At 48.4% G+C, this 21,707-nt stretch carries 23 protein-coding genes; 9 read left to right on the forward strand and 14 right to left on the reverse strand.

Annotated features, from left to right (window positions below):
• Nucleotides 1–57 precede the first annotated feature (57 nt).
• The 3 genes from KCG39_RS20835 (at nucleotide 58) to KCG39_RS20845 (ending at nucleotide 2,525) form a co-directional block, all read left to right on the forward strand.
• Nucleotides 58–351, forward strand: a complete 294-nt coding sequence (locus KCG39_RS20835; RefSeq protein ID WP_003855929.1) for a co-chaperone GroES — start codon at nucleotides 58–60, stop codon at nucleotides 349–351.
• Between the two features lie 42 nt (nucleotides 352–393).
• On the forward strand, nucleotides 394–2,040 hold the full coding sequence (gene groL, locus KCG39_RS20840) for a chaperonin GroEL (protein WP_004128001.1): 1,647 nt from the start codon (nucleotides 394–396) through the stop codon (nucleotides 2,038–2,040).
• A 131-nt stretch (nucleotides 2,041–2,171) separates the two neighbouring features.
• Nucleotides 2,172–2,525 (forward strand): DUF4156 domain-containing protein, encoded by a 354-nt coding sequence (locus tag KCG39_RS20845; protein ID WP_004097909.1) that lies wholly within the window; start codon nucleotides 2,172–2,174, stop codon nucleotides 2,523–2,525.
• Nucleotides 2,526–2,574: 49 nt separating this feature from the next.
• On the opposite strand, the gene yjeJ is transcribed toward KCG39_RS20845, so the two are convergent.
• The 8 genes from yjeJ to KCG39_RS20885 form a co-directional block, all read right to left on the reverse strand.
• The gene (gene yjeJ / locus KCG39_RS20850) at nucleotides 2,575–3,441 is read right to left on the reverse strand and encodes a YjeJ family protein (protein WP_087829693.1); all 867 of its coding nucleotides are present in this window, start codon (nucleotides 3,439–3,441) and stop codon (nucleotides 2,575–2,577) included.
• 22 nt (nucleotides 3,442–3,463) lie between these two features.
• On the reverse strand, nucleotides 3,464–5,587 hold the full coding sequence (locus KCG39_RS20855; RefSeq protein WP_004128007.1) for a peptidase domain-containing ABC transporter: 2,124 nt from the start codon (nucleotides 5,585–5,587) through the stop codon (nucleotides 3,464–3,466).
• On the reverse strand, nucleotides 5,580–6,866 hold the full coding sequence (locus tag KCG39_RS20860; RefSeq protein WP_142468494.1) for an HlyD family secretion protein: 1,287 nt from the start codon (nucleotides 6,864–6,866) through the stop codon (nucleotides 5,580–5,582). Before KCG39_RS20860 ends, KCG39_RS20855 begins: the two co-directional genes overlap by 8 nt.
• A 118-nt stretch (nucleotides 6,867–6,984) precedes the next feature.
• On the reverse strand, nucleotides 6,985–7,350 hold the full coding sequence (locus tag KCG39_RS20865) for a hypothetical protein (RefSeq protein ID WP_032742011.1): 366 nt from the start codon (nucleotides 7,348–7,350) through the stop codon (nucleotides 6,985–6,987).
• Between the two features lie 336 nt (nucleotides 7,351–7,686).
• On the reverse strand, nucleotides 7,687–8,700 hold the full coding sequence (locus KCG39_RS20870; protein ID WP_075208564.1) for a fimbrial protein: 1,014 nt from the start codon (nucleotides 8,698–8,700) through the stop codon (nucleotides 7,687–7,689).
• Between the two features lie 16 nt (nucleotides 8,701–8,716).
• Nucleotides 8,717–11,260, reverse strand: coding sequence for a fimbria/pilus outer membrane usher protein (locus tag KCG39_RS20875; RefSeq protein ID WP_142468495.1), 2,544 nt, complete (start codon nucleotides 11,258–11,260; stop codon nucleotides 8,717–8,719).
• 37 nt (nucleotides 11,261–11,297) lie between these two features.
• Entirely contained in the window at nucleotides 11,298–11,990 is a 693-nt protein-coding gene (locus KCG39_RS20880; protein ID WP_049112912.1) for a fimbrial biogenesis chaperone, read from the reverse strand.
• A 53-nt stretch (nucleotides 11,991–12,043) separates the two neighbouring features.
• The gene (locus KCG39_RS20885; protein WP_004128016.1) at nucleotides 12,044–12,604 is read right to left on the reverse strand and encodes a fimbrial protein; all 561 of its coding nucleotides are present in this window, start codon (nucleotides 12,602–12,604) and stop codon (nucleotides 12,044–12,046) included.
• A gap of 491 nt (nucleotides 12,605–13,095) precedes the next feature.
• Between KCG39_RS20885 and KCG39_RS20890 the strand changes: the two genes are divergently transcribed.
• Nucleotides 13,096–13,653 carry a winged helix-turn-helix domain-containing protein gene (locus KCG39_RS20890; protein ID WP_004128019.1) on the forward strand — a complete coding sequence of 186 codons (558 nt, stop codon included), beginning with the start codon at nucleotides 13,096–13,098 and terminating at the stop codon, nucleotides 13,651–13,653.
• A gap of 155 nt (nucleotides 13,654–13,808) precedes the next feature.
• On the opposite strand, the gene epmB is transcribed toward KCG39_RS20890, so the two are convergent.
• A complete protein-coding gene (gene epmB / locus KCG39_RS20895) occupies nucleotides 13,809–14,837 on the reverse strand; it encodes an EF-P beta-lysylation protein EpmB (protein ID WP_049112910.1) in 1,029 nt (342 codons plus the stop codon).
• Between the two features lie 42 nt (nucleotides 14,838–14,879).
• On the opposite strand from epmB, the gene efp reads away from it, so the two are divergent.
• The 4 genes from efp (at nucleotide 14,880) to sugE (ending at nucleotide 16,418) form a co-directional block, all read left to right on the forward strand.
• The gene (gene efp, locus KCG39_RS20900; protein WP_004097931.1) at nucleotides 14,880–15,446 is read left to right on the forward strand and encodes an elongation factor P; all 567 of its coding nucleotides are present in this window, start codon (nucleotides 14,880–14,882) and stop codon (nucleotides 15,444–15,446) included.
• Nucleotides 15,447–15,518: 72 nt separating this feature from the next.
• Nucleotides 15,519–15,650 (forward strand): entericidin A/B family lipoprotein, encoded by a 132-nt coding sequence (locus tag KCG39_RS20905; RefSeq protein ID WP_004128026.1) that lies wholly within the window; start codon nucleotides 15,519–15,521, stop codon nucleotides 15,648–15,650.
• A 163-nt stretch (nucleotides 15,651–15,813) separates the two neighbouring features.
• Complete coding sequence (ecnB, locus tag KCG39_RS20910) at nucleotides 15,814–15,960, forward strand: lipoprotein toxin entericidin B (protein WP_004097935.1); 147 nt, start codon at nucleotides 15,814–15,816, stop codon at nucleotides 15,958–15,960.
• A gap of 140 nt (nucleotides 15,961–16,100) precedes the next feature.
• Nucleotides 16,101–16,418: a quaternary ammonium compound efflux SMR transporter SugE gene (gene sugE / locus KCG39_RS20915; RefSeq protein WP_004128029.1), complete on the forward strand. Its 318-nt coding sequence runs from the start codon at nucleotides 16,101–16,103 to the stop codon at nucleotides 16,416–16,418.
• Here sugE and KCG39_RS20920 read toward each other — a convergent pair.
• The 5 genes from KCG39_RS20920 to frdA all read right to left on the reverse strand — a co-directional run bounded on the left by KCG39_RS20920 (nucleotide 16,415) and on the right by frdA (nucleotide 20,379).
• Nucleotides 16,415–16,945: a lipocalin family protein gene (locus tag KCG39_RS20920; RefSeq protein WP_004128032.1), complete on the reverse strand. Its 531-nt coding sequence runs from the start codon at nucleotides 16,943–16,945 to the stop codon at nucleotides 16,415–16,417. The genes sugE and KCG39_RS20920 overlap by 4 nt on opposite strands.
• Before the next feature lie 140 nt (nucleotides 16,946–17,085).
• Nucleotides 17,086–17,445, reverse strand: a complete 360-nt coding sequence (gene frdD / locus KCG39_RS20925; RefSeq protein ID WP_004128035.1) for a fumarate reductase subunit FrdD — start codon at nucleotides 17,443–17,445, stop codon at nucleotides 17,086–17,088.
• Between the two features lie 10 nt (nucleotides 17,446–17,455).
• Nucleotides 17,456–17,851: a fumarate reductase subunit FrdC gene (gene frdC / locus KCG39_RS20930; protein WP_004128037.1), complete on the reverse strand. Its 396-nt coding sequence runs from the start codon at nucleotides 17,849–17,851 to the stop codon at nucleotides 17,456–17,458.
• Between the two features lie 10 nt (nucleotides 17,852–17,861).
• Nucleotides 17,862–18,596, reverse strand: a complete 735-nt coding sequence (locus KCG39_RS20935) for a succinate dehydrogenase/fumarate reductase iron-sulfur subunit (protein ID WP_004128039.1) — start codon at nucleotides 18,594–18,596, stop codon at nucleotides 17,862–17,864.
• Nucleotides 18,589–20,379: a fumarate reductase (quinol) flavoprotein subunit gene (gene frdA, locus KCG39_RS20940; RefSeq protein WP_087829763.1), complete on the reverse strand. Its 1,791-nt coding sequence runs from the start codon at nucleotides 20,377–20,379 to the stop codon at nucleotides 18,589–18,591. The genes KCG39_RS20935 and frdA overlap by 8 nt, the downstream gene beginning before the upstream one ends.
• 275 nt (nucleotides 20,380–20,654) lie before the next feature.
• On the opposite strand from frdA, the gene epmA reads away from it, so the two are divergent.
• Nucleotides 20,655–21,632: an elongation factor P--(R)-beta-lysine ligase gene (epmA, locus tag KCG39_RS20945; protein ID WP_004128048.1), complete on the forward strand. Its 978-nt coding sequence runs from the start codon at nucleotides 20,655–20,657 to the stop codon at nucleotides 21,630–21,632.
• Nucleotides 21,633–21,707 lie beyond the last annotated feature (75 nt).

The raw sequence follows: 21,707 nt of genomic DNA on the forward strand, positions 1-21,707 counted from the left end.
GTGCGGACCGGCGTCATCCATAACTGATAATGACTTTCTCAAAGGAGAGCTATCAAAATGAGTATTCGTCCGTTACATGATCGTGTGATCGTCAAACGTAAAGAAGTTGAAACGAAGTCTGCTGGCGGCATCGTTCTGACCGGTTCTGCGGCAGCAAAATCAACTCGTGGCGAAATCATCGCTGTCGGTAAGGGCCGCATCCTGGAAAACGGAACCGTGCAGCCTCTGGACGTTAAAGTTGGTGACATCGTCATTTTCAACGATGGCTACGGCGTAAAATCCGAGAAGATCGACAATGAAGAAGTGTTGATCATGTCCGAGAGCGACATTCTGGCAATTGTTGAAGCGTAATCCGCGAACGACACTGAACATACGAATTTAAGGGAAGATAAAATGGCAGCTAAAGACGTAAAATTCGGTAACGACGCTCGTGTGAAAATGCTGCGCGGCGTAAACGTACTGGCAGACGCAGTTAAAGTCACCCTGGGCCCGAAAGGCCGTAACGTGGTTCTGGACAAATCCTTCGGGGCGCCGACCATCACTAAAGATGGCGTGTCCGTAGCGCGTGAAATCGAGCTGGAAGACAAGTTCGAAAATATGGGCGCGCAGATGGTAAAAGAAGTTGCCTCTAAAGCGAACGACGCTGCAGGCGACGGTACCACTACCGCAACCGTACTGGCTCAGGCTATCATCGCTGAAGGCCTGAAAGCCGTTGCTGCGGGTATGAATCCGATGGATCTGAAACGTGGTATCGACAAAGCTGTCGTAGCCGCTGTTGAAGAACTGAAAACGCTGTCCGTACCGTGCTCTGATTCTAAAGCCATTGCTCAGGTTGGTACTATCTCCGCTAACTCCGACGAAACCGTAGGTAAATTGATCGCTGAAGCGATGGATAAAGTTGGTAAAGAAGGCGTGATCACCGTAGAAGACGGTACCGGTCTGGAAGACGAACTGGACGTGGTTGAAGGTATGCAGTTTGACCGCGGCTACCTGTCTCCGTACTTCATCAACAAGCCGGAAACCGGTGCTGTTGAGCTGGAAAGCCCGTTCATCCTGCTGGCTGACAAAAAAATCTCCAACATCCGCGAAATGCTGCCGGTTCTGGAAGCCGTAGCGAAAGCTGGCAAACCGCTGGTTATCATCGCTGAAGACGTAGAAGGCGAAGCGCTGGCGACCCTGGTGGTGAACACCATGCGCGGCATCGTTAAAGTGGCTGCGGTTAAAGCTCCGGGCTTCGGCGACCGTCGTAAAGCTATGCTGCAGGATATCGCAACCCTGACCGGCGGTACCGTTATCTCTGAAGAGATCGGTATGGAGCTGGAAAAAGCGACTCTGGAAGACCTGGGTCAGGCGAAACGCGTTGTTATCAACAAAGACACCACCACCATCATTGATGGCGTGGGTGAAGAAGCTGCGATTCAGGGCCGCGTTGCTCAGATCCGTAAGCAGATTGAAGAAGCAACTTCTGACTATGACCGTGAAAAACTGCAGGAGCGCGTAGCTAAACTGGCTGGCGGCGTCGCGGTAATCAAAGTTGGCGCAGCGACAGAAGTTGAAATGAAAGAGAAAAAAGCACGCGTTGACGATGCCCTGCACGCAACTCGTGCCGCGGTTGAAGAAGGCGTAGTTGCCGGTGGTGGCGTAGCGCTGGTTCGCGTTGCCGCTAAACTGGCTGGCCTGACTGCTCAGAACGAAGATCAGAACGTCGGTATCAAAGTTGCGCTGCGCGCAATGGAGGCTCCGCTGCGTCAGATCGTATCCAACGCTGGTGAAGAGCCATCTGTTGTTGCTAACAACGTAAAAGCCGGTGAAGGTAACTACGGTTACAACGCAGCAACTGAAGAATACGGCAACATGATCGACTTCGGTATCCTGGACCCAACTAAAGTGACTCGTTCTGCTCTGCAATACGCAGCATCCGTTGCTGGTCTGATGATTACCACCGAGTGCATGGTCACCGACCTGCCGAAAAGCGATGCGCCTGATTTAGGTGCTGCTGGCGGTATGGGTGGCATGGGTGGTATGGGCGGCATGATGTAATCGTGCTCTATACCCCTTAAATAAAGAACCCTCGGGCAGAAATGCTCGGGGGTTTTTCTTTTTGTCGTCTTTTTAGTATAAGGTTGTACATCCGGGCCAGTGCGTCCAGCTCATTGATCGTGGGGAATAACATGCAGGTAAAATATTTAGCAGGGATTGTCGGCGCAGCATTGTTGTTAGCAGGTTGCAGCTCCAGCAACGAATTGACCTCTGGCGGCCAGAACGTACGCTTTGTTGAAGATAAGCCGGGTTCTGAATGCCAGCTGTTAGGGACCGCGACCGGAACGCAGAGCAACTGGCTGTCCGGGCAGAATGGTGATGAAGGCGGCTCTATGCGCGGCGCGGCAAATGCTCTGCGTAACCATGCGGCAGAAATGGGCGGCAACGTGATTTACGGCGTCAGCAGCCCGACGCAGAATCTGCTGTCGAGCTTTGTGCCGACCGATAGCCAAATGAACGGCCAGGTTTATAAGTGCCCGAATTGAGTTAACAGGTGCCTCTCTTGCATAAATTGAGGCACCCGCTTGATCTCTTTTATTGCTTGCTGATTTGCGCCTGAGTTTGCTGGTAGAACGCATGCAAAGGACGTAGGCACTCCTCCAGCGTCATCATTTTTCCTGGCTGAGAAGGAATTATTTGGCTAAAAATCTGGCTGGGCTGGCGCTGGGTATGCACTTCTTTCAGCTTTGGGCTTCTCTCAATTAAGCGCATTACAACGATATTTTCCTGCTCTGATGGATGAGCGGCGTTGGTTTTAATCACTGCGCCGGAGATGATTTTTCGGCCTTCCTCCGTGTCACAACAGTACAACACGCCGAGATAATGGGAAAACAGATTGAGCTTCCATTCATCCTGAAGATACTGCTGATAATCAACGCTGCTGGTATTCTTTAAATCCACCGCGTATAGCATCAGGCCTTCCAGCGAGGAAGTTAAATAATTAATTAGATCGCTATCACCAGTGTGTTTAAGCGACTGCTGAATGCCCACCAGCAGCGCTTCAACTTGCATATCATCAATGCGCAACGTAGCAATTTGTTCATTTTGCAGCACCAGTATGAGCGTTGACCAGGTGTGGCCGGGTTTTAACGTTATCGACATGATACGCTTTTCCGGATTGGGCTGCTGTACTTCCGGAATATCGATCGTCGGTGTATTTTCTATAAGGCGTTCATTAAAGGCCACCAGTTCATTCTTATAACTTTCGCCTTCAGCATTTAAGCGCTGCAGGACGATGGCCATTCTGTGCTGCAGAACTAACAGGAGATCCGCAAGAATCGGCGCCTGAAGATAATAAGACTGACAGAGTTGATTACTCTGTTTGACTTTGAGCATCAAAGCCAAAAATTTGTCCTCATATTTAATAGATGCAGTATTAAAACCAATAAATGTTCCTTGCATACGGATCTCCTTTTCCTGGTGGTTACGCTGGTGCCTGCATATGGAGCTGTGACATATCAATGATGCGATCGGCTGAGGCAATGGTGGATGGTCGATGGGCAACAATGATTCGGGTAATGCTTAAACCAGAGATAGACTGGTTAATGGCCGATTCATTTTTCAGGTCGAGATGGCTGGTGGCTTCATCCATAAACAGAATGCTGGGTTTGCGGTAGAGCGCACGGGCGATTAAGATTCGCTGTTTTTGCCCGCCAGAGATGCCTAAACCAAGCTCACCGACAATGGTTTCGTAACCCATAGGCATTTTCATAATTTCGTCATGAATATTACACCTGCGCGCACATTCGATGATGAAATCCATATCGGCGTTATCTTCAAAACCGCTGATATTATCGATAAGTGAGCCAGAGAAAAGACGGTCCTCCTGAAGAACGCAGGCCGTTCCATGGCGGAAGTTGTTAAGGCCAATTTTTTGAATATCGAGATTATCCGCTATCACGTCGCCGCTGGTGGGGGCTAACAGGCCGCACATGACTTTCAGTAGGGTGGTTTTACCGACCCCGGAAGGGCCCACCAGAGCTATTGACTCACCTGGTTCAACGGTAATATTTAAATTAGAAAAAATAGGCTGTGAGAACGGATCGTACTGATAGCTGAGATTTTTCACTTCCAGCTTAACGCCCGTATTTTCAGCAAAAACGCGTCGCGAAGGCAGCTCTTTTTCTGGCTCGCTGAAGACGATCTCTGAAAGACGCTCATTATGTAACGACAGCATGCGCAGTTGCATGACCAGGTCGATCAAGCTTGATGCTCGCTGCGAGAATTGCCCGCGATAGGCGTTAAAAGCCATAAACATACCGAGGGTCATATTGTTATCAATAACCATAATAGCACCCAGCCAGAGTACGGCGACTTGATCGATAGAGGTAATAAAAGTATTAATACCGCCAAACATCATATCGAAACGAGTCTGTTTGATGCCGGCATTACAGGCATCGATATTGATATTTAACCAGTGCTGCGAACGACGCTCTTTTAAGTTGAGCGCTTTAATGGTTGAAATGCCATACAGCGACTCCATGAAGTGCGAGCTGGAGCGCGCGCCCTTGATAACCTGCTCTTCGGCAACGCGACGATAGAAGCTGTAGGTGGCAAAACGCATGATGGCGTAGCATAACGTAAAGCCTACCACGACCCAGACCAGCCAGCCGCCGTACAGGGTTAACATAACCAGCAGGCCAATCGTCATGATTGAGTCGATAATGCCGGTAACAATGCTATTGGTAAACGTCGAGCGAATGGTATCCAGTGATGAGAAGCGAGACTGAATATCGCCTAAATGGCGCTTCTCAAAAAAGGATAATGGTAGGCTCGTCAGATGATCGAACAGCGTTGTCTTCCACTGAATGTTGGTTAAGGTGTTTAACGTTAATGAGGTCCATGCTCTCAGCATACTGATAAAGGTGCGAAAGAGCGTAAAAAACACCAGGCCAATACAGATGACAGAAAGCAGGCTCTGGTCGTGGGCCATGATGACATGGTCGGTTACCAGCTGCGTACCGATAGGTAATAACAAACCGATGGCTTCAACGACAACCGAAAAGGCAAAGATCTTCAGCAGGACGGATTTGAGGCCAACAATGTTGCGCATCAGATCCAGCAGGCGCAGGCGAGACTTTGCCTGCTCCTGCTGGAAGTTTTGATCTGGCCATAGCTCCAGGGCAACGCCGGTAAAGTTATTCGACATCTCCTGGATACCAATAACTCTTTTTCCCAGCGCCGGGTCATGAACGATAAAGCTACTTTTACGTGCTTTAGTCAGTACAACGTAGTGGTTCATACCCCAGTGGATAATGCAGGGGAGCTTTAGCTGCTTTATTTCATCGAGGTCGAGAGAAAGTGCCCGGCTTTTTAGCCCGGCATGTTCCGCCGTTTTACTTAATGACATCAGCGTGACGCCCTGAGAGGGGCTGCCGTAGCGATGGCGGAAGTTAAACAGATCGATATTGAGACCGTAAAAGCCGCATACCATTGCCAGGCAGGCGATGCCGCATTCGGCAGCCTCTGACTGTAAAATAACCGGCGTTTTATGGCGGAATGAAAAATTAAGCTTATCGGTAATGGTTTTAAATAGTTCTTTATTCATCGATCGGGCCACTCACGCTTTGCGTCATCTTATAGAAAGGAGTAAACATCCACATGTAAAGCGGGCGTTCTTCAAGGAAAACTACCGCCTGAGCCTTCAGGCCGTTAGAGAGCGTGAGCGTTTTTCCATTGTAGCTAAAGGTCTTGTCCTTTATTTTTATAATTGCTTTATAGAGCGCTAATTCCTGCTGATTAGTGCCGTTACTTACATTGGTATATTCTGCCATTTCCTGACGTGACGCCGGGACCGAGGAAATAGAAAAAACCTTACCTGGAAATTGGCCAAATTTATCGGCAGGGAAAGCATCATAGCGAATATTAATGGTGTCCCCGGGTTTCACGTAGGGGATGGTGTTATTGGGTAACCAGAGGATGAGATAATACTCAACATTGCCGGTGGGCTTAATCTGAGCAAGGCTGCTGCCGTTTTCCACCATCTGACCTTTGGTAACGGCTAAAGACTCTATTTTTCCGTCGGTAGTGGCTTTAATAATTATATTGCTATTGGCATTTGATTCCACTAGCTGGTTTTTATAGTCATTAATTTGGTTATGCTGGCTCGATATCTGATTGTCAAAATCTGCCGCTTTAGTGACTTTATCACTATTTGTTTGTGTGAGCTGGGACTCGAGTTGCATCTTTTGGCTCACCAGAGACTGGTAAGCACTTTGCTGTTGGAAATATAATGAATGCTGATAGTTATACTGATCTTTAGTAATCATCCCGTCTTTCAGATATTTATCATAGCTGGCTAAGTTATTATGCATCTTTTTTAAGCCTGCCTGAGTGTTTACCAGCATACGATTGGTTTCTGCCAGGGAGTCACGGGTAGTTTTTATTTGTTTATCCAGGGCGCTTAGCGTTTCAGACTTATTATGTGAAAGTTTGCTGATGATATCCTGGGCATTAGCGATTTTCTCATTGATGACTTCAATCTGTGCAGTGCTGACATTGCCATTCACTGTATTGCGTGAAATATCCAGTTCATAGAGTGATTGACCTTTTTTAACTATATCACCCACTTTTACATGCTGGTTAACAACAAAACCCTGCTGGGGAGCGAAAACGTTAACGGAGTGGGGAAGGGTAATAACTTCACCACGTACATCAATACGCTGGGTAAAGGTGCAATATATAAGCGAAAGTACCAGGGCAATAAGGAAAATGAATGCCAGTAAGGTTATAAGCCATGCAGGAATTCCTGCCAACAATAGAGCTTTCCCTTTCCAGTGCGTTTTTTTGTACTCAATCGCTTCCTTGCGATAGATATTTTTTAGCATATTTTACCAATTTTACTCTGCTTCTAGTAAAAAAGGTCTGGATATCCAGACCTTTAATTCAATGAATATAAAGAATATTATCTATTCATGATACTATAATATATTCGATTGTTGAATTTTAAGCCCAAGGAGCAAGGGTGCCGTTATAGAGACCATTCATAGCTGCTTGAGCTTCCTTGCTGGCAAATTCCCAGCCACCCATAGCGCCGTAAACTGCACCACCAATAGCACCAACAGCCAGACCCCAAACCATTCCAACAGCTTGCCCGATAGCACCAATACCAAGTAGACCACCGCCGTCACCACCCTGTGATCCCCCAATAGTCGAACCTATCATCGCATGTGCTGCACCAGAAATTATGGCAGAGGCTACTGCTTCAGCACCGTTACTTACTACACTTGTGATAGCTGAGCTGATAGAAGAGAAGTCCCAAGAATATCCACCGGAGATAGTTTCCATTTCGAATACAGTCAATTGTTTCATTACATATTCCCTTTTATACTAAGATTATTCTACGATAACAATATGTTAATAATAAGTAGGTTAACATATTTTGTTACATTTAGTCTACGAAAGGTCACTAATGCGTTATGTGACATTTCGACGATGATTTTAGTATGCGCTTTTTATTTTTCAATGCCATTTGTCATGATTAAATGATGAATTTTTAGTTGTTCATGTATCAATTTTTATGGATTTATATAATTACTCTCTTAACTATCATTGAAACTCCGAAATAAGTTATATCTCATATGGTCAATATGCCGCCAGCCTGGCTTAGGCTTGACGGTATGACATTTATCTTCATGTAGGTTAAGGTTATTCTTCCTGAAGGACAATCTCTAGGTCTGTTTTGATCTCCCCAGTAGTTCCTGTTGAAACATTTTGGGCGATTTTATAGTAATCAGCCGTTAACGTTATATCTTGACTCTTCGAGCTGGTGAAGGGATAGGCTTCCAGATTGTTAAATTTTATCGCAGAGCTTCCTTTTTTTAAAATTATGCCTACATTTTGAGCACCATCTGATAATGAATTTAGTAATAATCCATCGGTGCTAGTTGATGCTATAGATATAGGGCTAAACCAGTAAATATATTTCTTGTTAACTTCGGAGTCTGGGCAGCTAATATCAAGTGTGATGCTTTTTGCTTTTCCAACGGCACTTCCAACTGACACTGAGTTCAGCTCTGAAATATCAATGTTTGATAGTCTTACTATATTTCCGTTTCGGGGGGAAATTTCACATGTGGTTTCTTTGAATTTTATGTTAGTTAAGTCAATAATGATTCTGAATAATTCAGTTGCATTTGACGAACCAGTACTAGTCTGATTTGGCGGGCCAGCCATAAAGTAAACAGAGGTTTTTATTCCCGTCGTTTTAGTTATGGGGCCTGTTTTAACTAACCAAACCATGACTTGGCCAGATGAGTTAGAGAAATAATGAGTATTGGCTGCTTCTGGCTGATCTATATTTGCTGGTGAAAAATAGTTTGCAGATGGTAACGTAATATCGGAGATCTGAAAGCCAATACCAGGGATACCTGTCTCATATACGACTTTGCCACCAATTTTTGAAATGCTAGATGGACTAACTGTAGGAACGGTTCTAACAACAAAAACGTCACTAGCGCTACATGACGAAAATGTTTTGGGATCAACACCTCCGCGCCTTGCTGACGCTAATATGCTTCCATTAGGTAATGTTGAATCAGCGATTACAGAGCCACTGAAGTTAACGCTAATTGCACCGCCACCAGTTTTACCATACGTGCAGGTAGCTACTGCATGCGAGCTTATGCAGAGTAAGCTAATAATAAAAAAAAGACTTTTCATAGTATTACTATCCCTGTTAACGGCAAACCGCAGTGGCCTGCGCAATGCCTTCGGTTGTCGCAGCTAAGCTATAAGTTGCCTTACACTGCTGGCCGCTTTTAGTTCCCCACCGGGCATAAATTTCACCGTTATCTTTCAGCCCGGACATATAAACCATGCCACCGTCGGATACGATGCTGGCCTGAGCATTTTTATCCGTGGTTAAGGTTACCGTCGCACCATAAGGAACATAGTCACCCGACGTTCTTTTCAATACCAGGAAAGCGCGACGGCCAATATTGCCTTCAAAGTTTGCCCGTACAATTGCGGCACGAGTAGGCACCACTTTCTGAGTGGTATTCGGTAATTCCATATTGTCACTCAGGGTGGTGTTATCTAAAGTCACACTGGTTCGATGGTATGGTGTAACGTATGGGATAATTGCGTAACCACGATAATCTGTTGTAATACTGACATCATTTTCCAGTCGAACATTATCTAACCCCGGGGCTTTAACTAACACCGCTGTTTCAGACATTTCCTGACCCAGGGTAATCCCGTCAGCGTGGAGCAGGACTCCACCGCTCATACCATAGTTAATGAGCTGGCTATGTTTGCTATAGCTGTAACCACCGTTAACGGAACCCATTGAACCACGATAGTTGCTATATACCCCACCGCTGGCATCTTCCCGATTGCTATAACCCTGCTGTACGTTCCACTCCAGATTATGATTTTCCAGCGCTACACCGCTGAGAGAAACATATTGGTCGGTAGAACCTGGGCTGCTATTAGTGACGTTATAGGTTGCATAGGTATTGGGTATCCAGTCACCTAATGGCACTGTGATGTTGAATGAAACGACGTGGTCGTCTTCGACGGTACGATTCGAGCCGCTATCGCCCCAGGAATAGCGACTGTAGCTATAGCCTGCATAATAGTTAAAGCGACGGAACCCACCATTATAGCCAATATTGAATGAGTTGTTACGGCGATTGCTATCCCAGTAGTCTTCAAATATACCGGAGACGGACAGACTTCCGAGCCCTGAACCCAGACTTTGATTTACGGTAATATTGGTTCTGTTTCGTAAAGAACGAGAAGTATAACTACCGTAGCGATTATTATAAGTGTTCATTACATCAGTAAGCGTATTGAACCCAGAGGTGGAGTAGCGGTAGCCTGCGACGGTGATATTCGTACCGGTTTCAAGAATATTTTTACCATAGCGGATACGCCAGGACTGACCCGTCGTTTTATCCATATCTTTCTTTTTCGACCAGGCTTCGGTGACGTCGGCTGAAACTGCACCGATATCACCCAGATTTTGCCCGACACCTAAAGCCAGCGCCTGATAACTCGATGCAGCCTGCAAGCCGGTGTAAAAAGTCGTATTGCTTAATACGCCGTAGCTGATGGTCGCTTGGGTAAATGGTTTTTCGTCAACATCACCATCATAGGGACGATATTTACCGCTGGTGATTTCGTATTCCATCTGGCCTTCTCTGAGCATCAGCGGCAAAGAGGCGTAAGGAACAACGAAGTTTTGTCGGGAGCCATCGGCTTCTTCGACAGTGACATACAGATCACCGTTACCGCCGGTTGAGTAGAGGTCGGTAATTTCAAAGGCGCCAGGTGCAACAAAGGCTTGATAGATCTGGTAGCCGTTCTGTTTGATAACTACGCGGGCGTTAGTTCTGGCAATACCACGCACGATAGGGGCGAAGCCGCGCAGGCTTTCTGGAATCATATCAGTATCAGTAGCAAGCTGAATACCAGTAAACGGCACGCTATCAAAAATACTTGATAGTGAACTGCTTTCCCCCATTACCAGCGTGCTTTTTAGGGGGATAATACTCCGTTGAGCATAAAGATATACTGAATCCCAATCGCTCTGGATACCAGCCGATTTATTCCATGTGCTGAGATTACGTAGACGCCATGGTCCAATGTTTAGGCCAGATTGTAGGTTGAGGTTGTAGTATTCATTATTCGCCTCATAATCCTTCCCTGAGCTGAATTGGTAATTGGTCAGCAGTGCGTTAATTCCATCATCAAATTCTTCAGGCGGGACAAACCCTTGAGCAATAGTTGATAATGCAGCCTGTGGTATGGATATCAGCAGTTGCTGAGTATTGAAGTTAAAATCTGTCGTGAAGTTAGGTATCCCACTGACATCAGCGCACCCGTTAGTATCTTCTTTTAAGTGAGGGAATGCTTCTGAGCGTAAACCATAGCTGGTTAATTTAGCGATACTCAGGCAGGGAACTAGTTTCAGAGCACCAGTAGTCGGATCTTTTTTTTCGACAAATTGAATATCAGTGGTTTCCTGCAGATTGTTGTTTAAAACTACATCAATACGATACTCACCCGGTGCCTGAGCATCTTTCGTTGCGTACAGCGATAAGTCCGGTATTGAGGAAGGGTCGCTTTGACCCACTGATTTAATAAAATCAGGATCAAAAAAATCACGCGCCAGGGCATTGTTACAAAAACCGAGGGCTAACGCAGGAACAAGAACGAAAAATGGGTGGGACACACCAGAAAGAATACCATCCCTTTTTTTTATTAAAATAGACATACTTTTCACCCTGGTCGGTCAAAAAAGAACAAAAAAATTAAATTGATGACGAGTAGGCAGAACCCATGCCTCCGTTGTCAGTTGCGACTTTCCATACTATTTCTGAGCCATTTACACCCGCTGGTAATGTAAATTCTTTGGTTGCGAATGCATCGATATTGTTAATGGAACCACTCACTTCTGTGTTATTAATTTTGATTGACTTAAAATAGATAAAAAATGGTGTCGTGTTTTTTAGCGTGATTTTATTACCACTTCTCCGCCATTCTAATTTCTTTGCTTCTTGGTTAATCGAAAGATCCTGTAAGGATTTTGGGCGATAGATAAGACGCATTCTATGACGCACAGCCAGTTGGATTTTGTTTTTATCCGTATCTGCGTCACTGGTCGGTGGGATTGACATTACGTTGAAATAATAAACAGTTTCCCTATCTTTAGGCGCGTTAGTTATGTTCGCATTAGGAAATATACGCACAGTATTTTTCTGTTTTGCTTCCAGACGAAAAAGAGGAGGGGTTACCATAAAAAAAGACATTTGGCTGCCTTCGCGAGGCTCAACCCATGACTTTATTAAATACGGAATATTATCTTTGTTTTCCAGGTTAGCGTTAATTTCACGCGCCCCCTCTTTATAAAGATGCCGTGTGGAGTCCACAACTACACCGCTATAGGCGGCAAAACTTACTGAAAACGCAAAAACTGCCACTATCTTTAATAATGACTTCAACATAATTCATTCCCTGAATAAAAATAGGGCTTGCCTGAGGCAGGCCCTATTGAGTATTAGTAGGTGATGGTAAAGGTAGCTACACCTTTAACTGCGCCATCGGTAACGCCGGCAGCGGTTTTAACATATGCTGCTTTGTAGCGCAGGTAAGATGGGGTACCCGCAGTATAAGCGACAACTTTAGGTGTTGTGCCTGTGAAGCTCACGCGAGAACCATCGGTGTTAACAACAGTTACTGCTGCGTTGGTTGCTGGGTTTACAGCGGTGTTAGTCAGCACGTTATCCTGGCCGCTGATATAGTCGCCGGTTACGGTCACGTTGAGGTTACCAGTGTAATCGGTTGCGCCTTTCTGGCAATCTTCAATTTTGTATTCAATATCTTTTGCAAGAGACATATACGGCGAGTTTACGGCCTGGCCTTCCAGGGTAGAGGCTTTAACATCATCCAGAGTTAAAGAACCTCCCTGGATCTGCGCTGAAGGAGTAACGTTACAGGACTCACCGGTATCAGTGACGTTGCCCAGAATTGTTAGTTGAGAACTGTTCCCTGCCGCGAAAGCCTGAGCGCTCAGAACTGCGGAAGCAGCGACCATTACAGCTACGATTGTTTTTTTCATTTATTTAATCCATTTATAGATACTAAAGTCCTGAATAGATACTCGGCCCGGTTGTTAATTAATGATATTAGTAATAACTAACACCCCGTATCTATGCCTGAGCTCTATCGTTTTCTTACTCCTGCTGCCGCTATTGCGTATAGCTAGTATACATAAAGCGTACTGTACCGGAGCGGGAACAAATCTAAGTGTAGGGTAGACAAAATGCATGTGAATTCTGCTTGAATTTAAACCTCGTTTATTGAAGGTTGCAAATTCACAAAGAGATTTCGTGGATAATAATGAGCGTGTCTGGAACGTATAGTTGTAAATCAGTCTTCCCTTTGGTTCAAATATCATGATAATATTATCTTTGCTCTGGGAAGAGCGGGAGCTTATCCGTAAAATTATCTAATCTGGCAGGCTTAAAGGGATGTACCGTGTTTGCTAAAGGTGAATTTGAATTTAATTCATCTTTATTTCATATGGAATGGTGAAGGGGGATTGGAATTATGATATTCAATGAATATATCATTAATAATGAAGTTATATTTAATGTAAATATGAATGAGTTGCAGCCCGTTGGGGAAAATGGGGATAGCGTGACCCTGAATGCGCCAACTGCACGCTGCCTTCAACTTTTACTGGAAAGCAATGGGAAGATTATATCCAGAGAAGAGTTTCTGGATATAGTATGGAAAACCAGAGGTGTTGTCGTTTCCCAGAATACTTTCTATCAAAATATTTCCTTGCTAAGAAAATCGTTAGTAAAAGCAGGGTTGTCGCAGGATATTATTGTTACTGTAAGGCAGAGGGGGTTTGTTCTTGCGGCTGGTTCACATATAGCCTCATTCTTCCGAACGGAGGAGAAACAGCCTGAAAATCTACAGATCACCGCGAGCACATCCTCGCCCCCGGTTGAGAAAAATGTGATTCATAATTTAGCCATTCAGGATGACGCCTCAAAAAGTTTCAGTGGCAATAAAGCAACAGAATTCAAATTACCTGGGTGGATCTTACCCCTGTTATTGGCGATGACCGCAGCAAACATTCTTTCTCTTTTTTTGTAACTATTAATGAATGAAGTTACAGCTTACTTTTATATTTGCTTTTACTTTCTTCTGGAGAATACTCGTTTTACGAAAATTATAAGTCGTTAGTATTTATACACAGTGAGTAATGGCAAGTAGGTAGTCTGCCAGGCAGTGCCCGGCAGACGGATTGGTTATCGCTGCTTTAATCCTAAGTCCAGGGGAGTCTTACTTGGTTCTCCGCCGATTTCCCGTGCAAGTTTTGGTACTAAATAGCCGGATATCAGGGTGAGCAGTTCGCGCATGATGGTTCTGGCCTCTTCGTCACTGACCATAAAATGGGCCGCCCCCTGCACTTTGTCCAGAACGTGGAGATAGTAGGGCATGACGCCAGCGTCGAAGAGCGCATTGCTCAAATCGGCGAGCGTATGCGCGTTATCGTTTACACCGCGCAGCAGCACGCTTTGGTTCAATAAGGTTACGCCAGCCATACGCAGCTTTTTCATGGACGAACGAAATGCCGCATCAATCTCGTTAGCGTGGTTAACATGGTTTACCAGCAGTACCTGTAGCGATGATGCAGAAATACGGGCAACCAGCGTATCGGTAATACGCGCAGGAATCACAACGGGCAACCGGCTGTGGATACGTAGGCGTTTGATGTGCGGAATAGCTTCCAGCTGCGTCAAGAGCCAGTCGAGCTCATGATCCTTCGCCATGAGCGGATCGCCACCGGAAAAGATGATCTCATCGAGTCGGGGATGCGCCGCAATATACTCGAGGGCCATCTGCCAGTTACGTTTATTGCCCTGATTTTCAGCATAGGGGAAGTGACGACGGAAACAATAACGACAATTTACCGCACAGCCGCCTTTAACCAGCAGCAACGCGCGGTTGCTGTATTTATGCAGCAGGCCCGGCACAACGCTATGCTGTTCTTCCAACGGATCGGTAGAGAATCCTGGAACATTAGTAAACTCTTCCTGAGAGGTAAGTACCTGACGAAGAAGAGGATCATTAGGGTTGCCTGGTTCCATACGGGCAATAAACGCTCGTGGAACACGCAATGCGAACAGGCGCTTAGCATCGCGCCCTGCCAATAGATTCGCATCAGCGTCTACATTTAAAAGATGCAGCAGTTCATCAGGACTGGTCACAACATCGGCAAGTTGCGTTAACCAATCTTCTCTGGATGGGGTATTTAGGGTTACAATATGCGCCATTTTGTGGCTTAGCTACCAATTAACAAAATTTCAGAGGGCCTTATGGCGACTTACTATAGCAACGATTTTCGTGCCGGTCTTAAAATCATGATGGACGGCGAACCTTATGCAGTTGAAGCCAGTGAATTCGTTAAACCCGGCAAAGGCCAGGCTTTTGCACGCGTTAAGCTGCGCCGCCTGCTGACCGGTACTCGCGTTGAGAAAACTTTTAAGTCTACTGATTCTGCTGAAGGCGCGGACGTTGTCGATATGAACCTGACTTACCTGTATAACGACGGTGAGTTCTGGCACTTTATGAATAACTCTACTTTCGAACAGCTGGCTGCTGACGCTAAAGCCGTTGGCGATAACGCGAAATGGCTGCTGGATCAGGCTGAATGCATCGTGACCCTGTGGAACGGTCAGCCAATTTCCGTCACCCCACCAAACTTTGTTGAGCTGGAAATCGTTGAAACCGATCCTGGCCTGAAGGGCGATACTGCCGGTACTGGCGGCAAACCTGCAACGCTATCCACTGGCGCAGTAGTTAAAGTTCCTCTGTTCGTACAGATTGGCGAAGTCATCAAAGTGGATACCCGCTCTGGCGAATACGTATCCCGCGTGAAGTAATCTGGGCGATGAGATGGTTGGCGCAGCCGCAATGCTGCGCCCTCTATAATGTCGAAACTGCAGGCAAGGAAGATGAACGCTACGCTGAAACTTTTGTTACTGTTAGTTCTGGGCGGGTCGCTGCTTACCGGGTGCAACACGGCTCGTGGCGTTGGCGAGGATATCCAGAGCCTGGGTCATGCTATTTCTCACGCTGTCAGTTAATCTTATTTCATCAGGGAATTCTTATTCACACTCCCCACGCGCAATCCTATTCGCTCGCGTAATTTCTTTTTCTCTTAAAAATCGCCGCGTTTCCCTCATCCTGGAGCAGTTTGTCTATGCTTATAGAGCACGATAACTAAAACTGGTTAATAAGGATGACATTATGGTAAAAAAAGCGATTGCAGCGTTCTTTACGGTTTTGGCTCTTTCCTCTGTACTGACTGCATGTAACACCACGCGCGGTGTTGGTCAGGATATTTCAGAAGGCGGCAGCGCGATTTCGGGCGCCGCGACCAAAGCTCAGCAATAGACCATGGCGGTACGGCCGCTGGTCGTACCGTTCTTCCTCACCTTACCCACGTCGTGTATAATTCCTGCGGAATATCATCTACCTTACGGGACGACCTGTAAGCGTTTCACATCTGGGGACGGCCCCATTAAAGGAGCCATATGTCCTGGTTAGTTCTGTTTATCGCTGGTCTGCTGGAAGTTGTCTGGGCAGTCGGTCTGAAATATACCCACGGTTTTAGCCGTCTGGTGCCAAGCGTGATAACGATTGCCGCTATGGTCATCAGCATGGCGCTGTTGTCATGGGCGATGAAAACGTTGCCCGTAGGGACGGCTTACGCCGTTTGGACCGGAATAGGCGCGGTCGGCGCAGCCGTGACGGGTATTATCCTGCTGGGTGAATCCGCCAGCCCGATGCGCATTGCCAGCCTGGCGTGTATTGTGATTGGCATCATTGGCCTGAAAATGAGCGCGCATTAATACTGCTGATTGACCCATAGCAGTTTGCTCACGTCGAATCCTTGCCGGGTAGCGATATCCAGCATCTGCTGCTTCACTTCCGGCGGGATTTTCGGCGTGCGCGCCAGTAGCCAGAGATAGTCGCGATCGGGTCCACAAACCAGCGCGTAGCGATAATCCTTATCCAGCGCCATCACGTTATAGCTGCCATAGAAGGGGCCGAAAAACGAGACTTTCAGCGCGGCTCGCGTGGGCTCTCCGGTAAAGTAGGCGACGCCATCGGTTTTTTGCCACATACCCCGGTCTGGGTTGTAGCCTTTATTTACCACGTTCAGTCCGCCATCATCGCGCAGGCTATACGTTGCGGTGACCTTTTCTAAGCCGCTTTCAAAACGGTGATCGAAGCGGGCAATCTCATACCAGGTGCCAAGATAGCGTTGAGCGTCGAAGGGGCTAACCACGGTTACGCCAGAAGGCGGCGCCGGAGTACTACAGGCTACAAGCAGAAATGAAGCGGCAACAACCGCAAGAACGGGTAGCAGACGCATAATTTTTTCCTTGCCAGTTTTAAGCTAAGTGTAGAGCCAGGCAGGAAAAATGTGGCAGAATTTTCTTGAGAAGCGAGCCCGGTAACAGAATGCTACCGGGCTTATTGCGGCTGAAGTAAAAGCCGCGTACGGCTATTCGTTTAGATGAACAATATGCCGACCAGGGTGACGATGGTCAGAATCGCCGCAAGGCCGTAGAAGACCCATTTACCGTTGGGTACGTGAATTTTTAAATCGTGCATTGCATGGTGAATACGGTGAAGCCCGCACCATAGCGGCAGAACAATCATCAGGAAAATGAATGCACGGCCAATAAAGCTATGGGCAAAAGCCAGCACGCGTTCATAGCTGAAGGCGTCGGCAGGCGCGAGGCCAAGCGGCAGCATAATACCTACCAGCAGCACAATGACGGGGGCGATAATCGCTCCCCACATGCCGCCAGCGCCAAACAGCCCCCAGAATACCGGCTCATCAGAACGTTTTGGGTTGGGATTAATCATTCCAGCCTCCTTACCAGAACAGTGCGACAAACAGGATCACCACGGTGACGACCGCAGTGACGACCCAAAGCCCTTTAATAATTGGCTCAGGTCCCATTTTCTCGCCTTTAAGGATAATATTGGCGGCTTTCGGCGCCAGCTCAAACCAGGTTTTGGTATGCAGTAGCGCGGCTGCAAGCGTGATCAGGTTTAGGATCACGACAATCGGGTTTTGCAGGAAACCGACATAGCCCGCCCAGCTCTCCGCGCCATGCTTCAGTGCGAACAGCCCGTAAATCAGCACGATGCTGAACCAGACCGTGGGTACCGCCGTTCCTTCACGCAGCATATAGAAGCGATAAAACGGCAGCTTTTTCCACCAGGTGGACGGCATCGGCCGCACGTAGGGTTTGCGTTTAGTCGTCATACAGCACTCCTTAGCGTGGTTTCAGGGTGGCGATAAGAAAGTCTTTCGAGCTTTCTACCTTGCCCTGCTGGATCGCGGCCGCCGGGTCGACGTGTTTCGGGCAGACTTCGGAGCAGTAGCCCACGAAAGTACATGTCCAGACGCCATTCTGGCCGTTAAGCTGCGCCATACGTTCCTTTTTACCGCGATCGCGGCTGTCTTCGTTGTAGCGATGGGCGAGGGTGATCGCCGCCGGACCGATAAACTCCGGATTAAGACCAAACTGCGGACAGGCCGCATAGCACAGGCCGCAGTTGATGCAGCCAGAGAACTGGTGGTACTTGGCCATTTGCGCCGGCGTCTGCGTGTTAGGCCCCTGATCGGGCGTGCGTGGGTTGCCAATGATGTACGGCTTAATGGCTTCCAGGCTTTCAATAAAGTGAGTCATATCGACCACCAGATCGCGCTCAATCGGGAAGTTAGCCAGCGCCTCGACTTTAATGCCTTTGGTGTATTCACGCAGGAAGGTTTTACAGGCCAGCTTTGGCACCTTGTTCACCATCATGCCGCAGGAACCGCAAATCGCCATACGGCAGGACCAGCGGTAGCTGAGGTCCGGCGCGAGGTTGTCTTTGATATAGCCCAGAGCATCAAGCAGAGAGGTTTGCTCATCGTAGGGAACTTCATAGAAAGCGCTGTGCGGTGCAATGTCCACTTCCGGGTTGTAGCGCACCACTTCGACTTTCATATTTTTCATCTCAGCCATTCGTCGTCTCCTTCTTCTCGGCTGCTTCCGCTTCCGCACCGTACACGCGTTTTGCCGGCGGCAGAGTGGTGATTTTCACATCACTGTACTCCAGGCTGGTATTACCGTCGGCATCGCGGAAGGCGAGGGTATGCTTGAGGAAGTTGACGTCGTCACGCTCGGTGCAGCCTTCGTCCAGACGCTGATGCGCGCCGCGGGACTCTTTACGCGCGAGGGCGGAGTGCGCCATACATTCGGCGACGTTCAGGCCATGACCCAGTTCGATGGTGTACAGCAGGTCGGTATTGAACACGCTCGAGGTGTCGGTGATACGCACGCGCTTGAAGCGCTCCTGCAGCTCGGCCAGCTTATCAACCGTTTTCTGCATAAGCTCCGGCGTACGGTAGATGCCGCAGCCTTCTTCCATTGACAGCCCCATTTCGTCACGAATCTTCGCCCAGTTCTCGTTACCTTCTTGATTAACGAGTTCTTTCAGGCGGTTCTCGATATCGACGACCTGGGCGTCCAGCGCAGCGCTATTGGCTTCGCCCGCTTCGGTTGCGCGCTGCATGGCCTGCTCACCGGCCAGACGACCAAACACCACCAGCTCCGCCAGGGAGTTGGAGCCAAGGCGGTTGGCGCCATGCAGGCCGACAGAAGAACATTCACCCACGGCAAACAGCCCTTTGATGCGGGTTTCACACTGCTGGTCGGTTTCGATCCCGCCCATGGTATAGTGCGCGGTCGGACGTACCGGAATAGGATCTTTCACCGGATCGACGCCAACGTAGGCTTTCGAGAGTTCGCAGATAAACGGCAGACGTTCAAGCAGCTTTTTCTCGCCCAAATGGCGCAGATCGAGATAGACCACATCGCCTCGCGGGGTAGGGATCGTGTTGCCCTTACGCCATTCGTGCCAGAAAGCCTGGGAGACTTTATCGCGCGGACCCAGCTCCATATATTTATTTTTCGGTTCGCCCAACGGGGTTTCCGGACCCATGCCGTAATCCTGCAGATAGCGGTAGCCGTTCTTGTTGACCAGAATTCCGCCTTCGCCGCGGCAGCCTTCCGTCATCAGAATGCCGGAACCCGGCAGACCGGTGGGGTGATATTGCACGAACTCCATATCGCGCAGCGGTACGCCGTGGCTGAGCGCCATACCCATACCGTCACCGGTGACGATACCGCCGTTGGTATTGTAGCGATACACGCGTCCTGCGCCGCCGGTCGCCAGAATGACCGCGTTGGCGCGGATCTGCACCAGCGTACCTTCCATCATATTCATCGCGACCAGACCGCGAGCCTGGCCATCATCCACCAGAATATCCAGAACAAAATGTTCATCGAAGCGCTGGATTTGCGGGAATTGAAGCGAGGTCTGAAAAAGGGTGTGCAGCATATGAAAGCCGGTTTTATCGGCAGCGAACCAGGTTCGTTCGATCTTCATACCGCCGAATCGCCGGACGTTGACGCTGCCGTCCGGGCGGCGACTCCACGGGCATCCCCAATGTTCGAGCTGGGTCATTTCCGTCGGGCAGTGATGAACGAAGTAGTCAACGACGTCCTGTTCGCACAGCCAGTCGCCTCCTGCAACGGTGTCGTGGAAATGGTACTCGAAGCTATCATGATCCTGCGCGACGGCAGCGGAACCCCCTTCAGCAGCAACGGTATGGCTGCGCATAGGATAGACTTTTGAAATTAGAGCGATTTTAGCATTTGGATTAGCTTGCGCGGCGGCTATTGCGGCGCGAAGACCTGCTCCGCCTGCGCCTATTACGGCAAGATCGGCTTGAAAAGTTTGCACGACATTCCTCCAGTTTTTGTTTATTTCGCCGCCGGGCTGGCGAAAACGTATCACTGCTCCTTTATAGGTAAGGAGTATAGCCGTAGGGTCATAAGGGAAAATTGACGTGTTCGATTTTTTTATCGTTCTGTGCGGTTGTTTATCTGCTTGCTTTATGTTTTTGGGTTATCAACAAATTAAGTGTATGTAACGCGTTTACGTATTCGCACAAAATTTGTTTCATCTGCCAGTTACGAGTAGACTTCGTGCCCTTGTTTCAAATCGGAGAAAGTACCATGAGCGAAACGGCAACCTGGCAGCCGAGCGCATCCATTCCAAATCTGTTAAAACGTGCAGCGGTGATGGCGGAAATTCGCCGTTTCTTTACCGACCGCGGCGTGCTGGAGGTGGAGACGCCCTGCATGAGTCAGGCGACGGTGACGGATATTCATATGGTCCCGTTTGAGACGCGTTTCGTTGGTCCTGGCCACTCTCAGGGGCTGAACCTGTACCTGATGACCAGCCCGGAGTATCACATGAAACGCCTGCTGGCGGCCGGCTGCGGCCCGGTGTTTCAGCTATGCCGTAGCTTCCGCAATGAAGAGATGGGGCGTCACCATAATCCGGAATTCACCATGCTGGAGTGGTATCGTCCATGCTACGACATGTACCGCCTGATTAATGAAGTCGACGATCTGCTCCAGCAGGTGCTCGACTGCCAGCCGGCCGAAAGCCTCTCTTACCAGCAAGCCTTTCAGCGTCATCTGGAAATCGACCCGCTGTCGGCGGATAAAACCCAGCTGCGCGAAGCGGCGGCGAAGCTGGATCTGAGCAATATCGCCGATACGGAAGAGGACCGGGATACGCTGCTTCAGCTACTCTTCGCCATGGGCGTCGAGCCGCACATCGGTAAAGATCGGCCAACGTTTATTTATCACTTCCCGGCAAGCCAGGCGTCGCTGGCGCAAATTAGCACCGAAGATCACCGCGTGGCGGAGCGCTTCGAGGTCTATTACAAAGGCATTGAGCTGGCGAACGGTTTTCATGAGCTGACCGACGCGCGCGAACAGCAGCAGCGTTTTGAGCAGGATAACCGCAAGCGTGCTGCTCGCGGCCTGCCGCAGCAGCCAATCGATCGTCATCTGCTGGCCGCTCTGGAAGCCGGGCTGCCGGATTGTTCCGGCGTAGCGCTGGGCGTTGACCGCGTTGTGATGCTGGCCCTGGGGGCTGAAAGCATCGGTGAGGTCATTTCGTTTACCGTCGACCGTGCCTGATCTTCCTTTCCGCTTTCCTGCCGGATATTGACGGAGATGACCGCCGATGTATGGCGGTATGGTTGATTGTCCGGT

The organism is Klebsiella pasteurii, from assembly GCF_018139045.1.
Classification (GTDB): Bacteria; Pseudomonadota; Gammaproteobacteria; order Enterobacterales; family Enterobacteriaceae; genus Klebsiella; species Klebsiella grimontii.

What these genes read in the sequence shown, in the direction of transcription:
- KCG39_RS20870 (WP_075208564.1), bottom strand. Translation starts at nt 8,700, where the DNA reads ATGAAAAGTCTTTTTTTTATTATTAGCTTACTCTGCATAAGCTCGCAT.
- KCG39_RS20845 (WP_004097909.1), top strand. Translation starts at nt 2,172, where the DNA reads ATGCAGGTAAAATATTTAGCAGGGATTGTCGGCGCAGCATTGTTGTTA.
- ecnB (WP_004097935.1), top strand. Translation starts at nt 15,814, where the DNA reads ATGGTAAAAAAAGCGATTGCAGCGTTCTTTACGGTTTTGGCTCTTTCC.
- KCG39_RS20890 (WP_004128019.1), top strand. Translation starts at nt 13,096, where the DNA reads ATGATATTCAATGAATATATCATTAATAATGAAGTTATATTTAATGTA.
- epmB (WP_049112910.1), bottom strand. Translation starts at nt 14,837, where the DNA reads ATGGCGCATATTGTAACCCTAAATACCCCATCCAGAGAAGATTGGTTA.
- KCG39_RS20880 (WP_049112912.1), bottom strand. Translation starts at nt 11,990, where the DNA reads ATGTTGAAGTCATTATTAAAGATAGTGGCAGTTTTTGCGTTTTCAGTA.
- KCG39_RS20855 (WP_004128007.1), bottom strand. Translation starts at nt 5,587, where the DNA reads ATGAATAAAGAACTATTTAAAACCATTACCGATAAGCTTAATTTTTCA.
- KCG39_RS20875 (WP_142468495.1), bottom strand. Translation starts at nt 11,260, where the DNA reads ATGTCTATTTTAATAAAAAAAAGGGATGGTATTCTTTCTGGTGTGTCC.
- KCG39_RS20885 (WP_004128016.1), bottom strand. Translation starts at nt 12,604, where the DNA reads ATGAAAAAAACAATCGTAGCTGTAATGGTCGCTGCTTCCGCAGTTCTG.
- epmA (WP_004128048.1), top strand. Translation starts at nt 20,655, where the DNA reads ATGAGCGAAACGGCAACCTGGCAGCCGAGCGCATCCATTCCAAATCTG.
- groL (WP_004128001.1), top strand. Translation starts at nt 394, where the DNA reads ATGGCAGCTAAAGACGTAAAATTCGGTAACGACGCTCGTGTGAAAATG.
- sugE (WP_004128029.1), top strand. Translation starts at nt 16,101, where the DNA reads ATGTCCTGGTTAGTTCTGTTTATCGCTGGTCTGCTGGAAGTTGTCTGG.
- KCG39_RS20835 (WP_003855929.1), top strand. Translation starts at nt 58, where the DNA reads ATGAGTATTCGTCCGTTACATGATCGTGTGATCGTCAAACGTAAAGAA.
- KCG39_RS20905 (WP_004128026.1), top strand. Translation starts at nt 15,519, where the DNA reads ATGAACGCTACGCTGAAACTTTTGTTACTGTTAGTTCTGGGCGGGTCG.
- frdD (WP_004128035.1), bottom strand. Translation starts at nt 17,445, where the DNA reads ATGATTAATCCCAACCCAAAACGTTCTGATGAGCCGGTATTCTGGGGG.
- KCG39_RS20935 (WP_004128039.1), bottom strand. Translation starts at nt 18,596, where the DNA reads ATGGCTGAGATGAAAAATATGAAAGTCGAAGTGGTGCGCTACAACCCG.
- frdC (WP_004128037.1), bottom strand. Translation starts at nt 17,851, where the DNA reads ATGACGACTAAACGCAAACCCTACGTGCGGCCGATGCCGTCCACCTGG.
- yjeJ (WP_087829693.1), bottom strand. Translation starts at nt 3,441, where the DNA reads ATGCAAGGAACATTTATTGGTTTTAATACTGCATCTATTAAATATGAG.
- efp (WP_004097931.1), top strand. Translation starts at nt 14,880, where the DNA reads ATGGCGACTTACTATAGCAACGATTTTCGTGCCGGTCTTAAAATCATG.
- KCG39_RS20865 (WP_032742011.1), bottom strand. Translation starts at nt 7,350, where the DNA reads ATGAAACAATTGACTGTATTCGAAATGGAAACTATCTCCGGTGGATAT.
- KCG39_RS20920 (WP_004128032.1), bottom strand. Translation starts at nt 16,945, where the DNA reads ATGCGTCTGCTACCCGTTCTTGCGGTTGTTGCCGCTTCATTTCTGCTT.
- KCG39_RS20860 (WP_142468494.1), bottom strand. Translation starts at nt 6,866, where the DNA reads ATGCTAAAAAATATCTATCGCAAGGAAGCGATTGAGTACAAAAAAACG.